At 43.1% G+C, this 5,796-nt stretch carries 4 protein-coding genes; 3 read left to right on the plus strand and 1 reads right to left on the minus strand.

The window, feature by feature from the left end:
• Positions 1-379: 379 nt before the first annotated feature.
• Positions 380-1,306 (minus strand): LysR substrate-binding domain-containing protein, encoded by a 927-nt coding sequence (locus tag NHN17_RS25260; protein ID WP_255045432.1) that lies wholly within the window; start codon positions 1,304-1,306, stop codon positions 380-382.
• Positions 1,307-1,418: 112 nt separating this feature from the next.
• On the opposite strand from NHN17_RS25260, the gene NHN17_RS25265 reads away from it, so the two are divergent.
• The 3 genes from NHN17_RS25265 to NHN17_RS25275 all read left to right on the plus strand — a co-directional run bounded on the left by NHN17_RS25265 (position 1,419) and on the right by NHN17_RS25275 (position 5,345).
• Entirely contained in the window at positions 1,419-2,294 is an 876-nt protein-coding gene (locus NHN17_RS25265) for an AEC family transporter (RefSeq protein ID WP_255045433.1), read from the plus strand.
• A 655-nt stretch (positions 2,295-2,949) separates the two neighbouring features.
• Positions 2,950-3,828, plus strand: a complete 879-nt coding sequence (locus NHN17_RS25270; protein WP_255045434.1) for a competence protein CoiA family protein — start codon at positions 2,950-2,952, stop codon at positions 3,826-3,828.
• Positions 3,829-4,220: 392 nt separating this feature from the next.
• Complete coding sequence (locus NHN17_RS25275; protein WP_255045435.1) at positions 4,221-5,345, plus strand: acyltransferase family protein; 1,125 nt, start codon at positions 4,221-4,223, stop codon at positions 5,343-5,345.
• The last annotated feature ends 451 nt before the right edge of the window (positions 5,346-5,796 follow it).

The raw sequence follows: 5,796 nt of genomic DNA on the forward strand, positions 1-5,796 counted from the left end.
TTCTGTTTTAAGTTTAATCGGTGGTAATCAGGTAAAAGAATGCTCTTCTCAGACGTAGTCGTCAATACTATATAAACCCAAAGTGGGTAAGTTAATATTTCACTTTTGAAAGTCATTTACTCAGTTAATGGCGGTCAAAGATAAAGATATAACTTAGCTTAACTTTGTCGGATAGGCGACACTCATATTCACGCTGTAGCCAAAAGGCACGAGAGCTGAAAAGAGATTGTCCAATCCTCTTTCGTGATCACTACGCTCTCCGCACCATAGCGGGCATCTAACGACGATAAAGCAGGAGGATCGCCTTTAAACGAGTTTATGCACCTACGACATCTTCGTTGACTGTGCGGTAGTTCATGTCCTTTTTGATATGATCATTTTACTTCGACAAACTTTGAAAACGCTTAGCAAGAAACTCAACGCAGACACGTGTTTTTGCCGATGTTGATAAACGTTTAGGGTAGACCGCCCAGATGTTTGCAGGCTGCGTGTAGTGCGGCAGTATCTGAACTAATGTCCCTTGCTCAATCAACTGCTTTACGTCCCAATATGCCCGCAGCATGATCCCTCGATGATTCAAGGCCCATTGACGCACAATATCGCCATTATTTGAGGTGAGTGTTCCGTTGATCTTGACTGATTTTTTCCCACCCTCGCAATGGTCAAGCTGCCAGCTTCCATTAATAAGGTGGCGGTCCTTGATCGTTAGGCATTGGTGATTGGCAAGTTCATCAATGGTTTGTGGTGTGCCGTAGCGGCGTAAATAGTCGGGGGTTGCGCAGAGGATTCGTTCATGGCTGGCGAGTTGTTTACAGATATATTGTGGCGGTAGCTGGTCGCCGATATAAATTTCAACATCAAACCCTTCGGCAATGAGGTCAACATTGCGATCAAATACGTCGAAGTGAATATCGAGCTCAGGGTAGCCGGCACTTAGCTCGGCCAACGCTGGAGCGACATGAGCACGGCCAAACCCAAAGCTACTGCAAATGTGTAGCTGGCCACGTGGGTTCTCCTTGGTCTTAGACAATTCAGTGACCATATCGTCAAGGTTATCTATTACACGTGTAGCCCAGTCGAGAGCGGATACTCCCTCTTCTGTGAACGTTAACTGGCGCGTTGTTCGATGCAAGAGTTGGGTTTGAAGCGTTTTTTCTAGCGTCGCAATTCGCTTACTGATATAGGCCGGAGACTGACCTAGATGCCGCGCAGCCTCGGCAAAGCTTCCTTTAGCGGCAACGGTCAGCAGAACGTTTAGATCTTGTGGTAATGGGTATTGTTCACGAATCGTATTCTCAGTCTTCATTATTAACGCATATTAAGCACATTATGTGTTTGATATTATAACGATTCACATTTCGTTGCATCAACATCTGCTGTAACCCTTCGATAAATCACGGAACGAGACCCCAGACGTCATGCTTTTTGAACTCTTATTTCCTCTGCTATCTATCATGGCTACGGGGGCGCTCCTCGATAACAAAACAGACTTATTTGATACCCCAGTCATTCCCAATTTGGTGACAACCGTTGGTATTCCCTGCATGATGCTACACGCCGTACTACAAATGAATATGAGCTTTGCTACCATGGGGCAGTTAGTGATTGCTACCTTGGTATACCTTGTTGCTATGGCAATCATTGGCGCTGCCGTTCTTTATTTCAGCCGCCAACCTATTCGTCAGTACCTGCCAGCGATCGTGAACCCGAATACGGGCAATATTGGTGTGCCGGTTTGTATTGCATTATTGGGTCCACAAGCTGCGGCGCCAGCGTTGGTGATCTCGTCTGTGGTACAGATCAGCCACTTTACACTCGGAGTGGGCTGTTATTCAGGCTCAATGTCGCCCCAAGCGTTATTGCGCAATATGCCGGTGATGGCTTTGGTCTTTGGGGCGTTGCTCACACTAGCTGAGATTGAATTAAACCCGTCAGTCATGCAGTCATTGGATATGGTTGGCAGTATTACCGTACCTTTGATGTTGATGCAGCTCGGCTGCACTGTCAGTCGATTAAAGTTTTATAATTTATGTAAGGCTTATAAACCTGCAATGCTTGCAGTAATGCGAGTTCTACTTGGCGCGATGGTTGCCGTCGTTGTTATTCAGTACTCGCCGGTTTCAACGCTTGACGCAAAAGTATTTGTTATTCAAGGAGCCATGCCTATCGCTATTATCAGTTATGTCTTGTCATGTCGTTACCAATCTGATTCGGACGATATCGCCCTTGCTATATTGTTTTCCATTCCTCTGGCGATTATTACGGCTTTAACTTTTAGCCAACATATATTCTAGTCGGGTGGCGTGGCTTGTTACGATTAGAACAAGTTACGTTTGCTATATGTACAGACATTTAGTGATTTTATTACATGTCTTTATACCAAGCTGGAAAATTAACTGGTTAGGTCGCTCCACTCGTTCGATATGATCTTTTAGTATGTATAGTACAGGTTTCACTATCGATCTAATGAAAAAGCCAGAGTAAGATCAATCTCTCACTCTGGCTTTATGTAGCTTTTAGTATAGTTCTAACAGCTATAGATATAATTTATGGTTGATACAACCATAAAGTGATAATGAAAAAATTTATTAACTCAGTACCTTAAGAAAAAACAACCATATCTTGATATTGGGTGAAGCAACCATAAGTTGATAATTTTGTGATTTGTAGTCGCTGCCTCTGTTGTTACTGAAAGAAACTTTCTTTCGTTTTCTCTATACTGTTTAGCATCAAGGGATGAGAATCAGTCTCATCGAACTTCCTTGGTAGTTACGATACGACAGAATACCATGGTGATCACAATCATTACTGAGGCTTCGTAACTCGTTTTTGGACAATCTAACTATTACCAGCCCAATTCAAATGATTGGGCTTTTCCTCTTTGTTGGTTTGTTTACCATTGAAAGCCAGCCGTTTAAAATACACCTACACCGTTCAAGGAGAGTAAAGATGGCAGTGACGCTTATCCCATTTGGCTTATCAGAGGAGTCAAATGAACTCGTCGATGTAAGTGAGGTAGACAGAGGCTCAGCCTGTCATTGTGTCTGTCCCAGCTGTTCGCAAAAACTCCAAGCTATCAAAGGGGAAGATAGAGCCTGGCACTTCAGGCATGCCTCAAGGCACACTTTTGAAAACACCACTAACCAGTGTGAATACAGTTTTTATCATTCTGTGAGAATGATGGCCCGGCAACTCATCGAGTCCGAAATGAGTATCTGCTTGCCCTCTTACACCGATTCGGTATTAGCAGAGGCGTATGCCTCAGTTGGGTACCTAGCCGAAACATTCAAAGTGACCCCAGCCAGTAGCATTACCCTGGGAGGTATTGAATTGGAAGAGCACTTCCAAAATGTCGTCGTTGATGTAAAGGGATCCGTCAAAGGTGTTGATTTCTGCATCTATCTGACACATCCAGATCGCCCAGCACCTTTTGAACTGCTCGACAAAAACTACTCCTCCTTTGGCGCTATCGCTATCGATTTAACTCGCATACACGAGCAGTTTACCACCAACACAATGAAGCATGGCGACTCATTAAAAGCGTTACTGAAAGAACACATTGAGTGCAATCTAGAAGCAAAAACGTGGCTTAATCACCCGAGATTCAACAAGGCCAAAGATCACGCCCTGCGCAAACTCGACTACCGTATCAAAAAGCTACAATATGATAATGATAAGGCAGCCCAACAAAGCCAAACTGGCCTTGAAGGCTTTACTCCACGCTCAAGTCAAGGCAAAGTCCGCCATTGCTATAGCTGCAATGTCAGTTGGCCACTCATAGAAGGCTATATCTGCCCCAAATGCCTTAAGCCTGGCCAGCTGGCATAGGGACTGTCGGTGACCAAGACCGGCTCTATTGTCCACCACGCGAGGCAGAGAAAACATGCAGGAAACGCTCTACCCGATATTTGTTAATGACGATATTTGTTAATGACTCAAGCTTACTTATGGACATAAATGAGCTACAGCTTTCACTAATATTAGCTATTCATGAATAACTACAGGTATGGAAAGTCGTTAACTTTGTGTCCAGTATCAATGGTGAAGATCAATAGTAATATCGCCCCGTGGGTTCATAGGGCGTGGACCTTCTTAAGCTGAGTCCTACAAATAACACAATGCTTCTTTGAGCTAATCCACACTTCCAGTCAGGCTACGTTTACCAACAGGTTTCTCTTAATTATCATTTTGTATTATTTATTGACTATCTGAGTTTTCATATGAAAGAGAGATTTTACGCCTTAGATGGACTCAGAGGCGTATGTGCGTTAGCCGTGGTGGTGTTCCACATGGACTGGCTAGACTCGGTAACAGGTCTTGATTTCTTCAGGGGCAGCTTTCTTTTTGTCGAGTTCTTCTTTGTGTTAAGTGGTTTTGTACTTGCGCATCGATTCCAAGTAAAAGACGCTTCTTGCTTTAGTCATTTTATGAAGGCACGATTTTTTAGATTGTATCCATTGCATATCGCGATGTTTGCCTTGGTCGTGCTTTACCAGTTCATTCATATGTTTGTGAATTCTGTTTACGGCCTTAACTTTGGCATTGAGCCTTTTACGGCAAAGTATGCCGTTGACGAAATCATCCCTCATCTACTGCTCATACAATCTTGGTCCTCTAGCTTTAATAGTGTGAGCTTTAATGGGTCATCATGGAGTATCAGTATTGAATTTTACATGTATGCCTTGCTCTTCTTCTCCATTGTCACGTTTCGAGCACACCAAGTTCTGAGCTGGATAGTGATTTCTCTAGTCGCATTTGGATTTTTGTTTACAAAATTAGGCTTTATTCCCAGCGAGGTATTACGAGGGCTTTCTTGCTTCTTTGGTGGGGCGTTTTTTTACACCGTATATTTAACAGTGTCAAAAGTGAGTTTGTCGTACAAAACTGCATCATTTCTAGAGTTGGTGCTATTGGTAACGATAATTGCCGCGATTCAATTCAAACATGATTATCGCTCTATTGTTGTGTCTGCCTTATTCATGCTTGCCGTGTTGCTGTTGGCTTTCGAGAGTGGTTTTTTCTCTGAATTACTGATGAAGAAATCCATGCAGACATTAGGTGTTCTTTCTTATTCAGTATATCTCACTCATGGGGTTTTATTGCTTTACTTTAGGGCGATGCTCACCATTTGGGATGAGTATATAGCGATTGAAATGATGCCTGTGATTGATGGTGTGAGGTACATGAACTTTGGTAGTACTGTGGCAAACAATTTGGGTGTGCTACTTATCTTGGTTCTGAGTGTTTTGTTATCTCGCTATACTCATAAATATATTGAGTTGACGGGTCAAAGGCTAGGGGCTCAACTAAGTTGGTCACAGCCCAAGCACTCAAAGGTTTCGTAAGTTATTCGATGGTCGTGAGACCATTCTCCAAGAGCATGTTGATAAAACGGGCTTTCGCTTAAGGGCTGTTATATCGATGACTGTGATAACTTACATGCTCATGTGCTGCTTGTGGGCGCAATTCAACACTGGTTTCGTAACCATCATGATATTAGAAAAAATATGTCTAATCACGATAGTTAAAAGCAAATTAAATTCAGGTCTAGCACATTTCGGGGCACTTCCGTGTTTCCCCTTGAGTCAATAAGCCTTAGACAACAGGGAGTTTTGGATTGACTAAGCTAATTTTGCTTTTTCGCGGCTACTTCAACCAAACGGTTTAACTAGCATTGCGCGATACATTCCAACAATCTTGAAGTATTCACCGTATCCGCCGTATCCGCCCCATAAACCTCACATTCAATTAAGCTGACACCAAACTTATGATGTTGCTTTCATTCAAATAGAGACA

The sequence above is a fragment of the Photobacterium pectinilyticum genome, from assembly GCF_024357955.1.
Lineage (GTDB): Bacteria > Pseudomonadota > Gammaproteobacteria > Enterobacterales > Vibrionaceae > Photobacterium > Photobacterium pectinilyticum.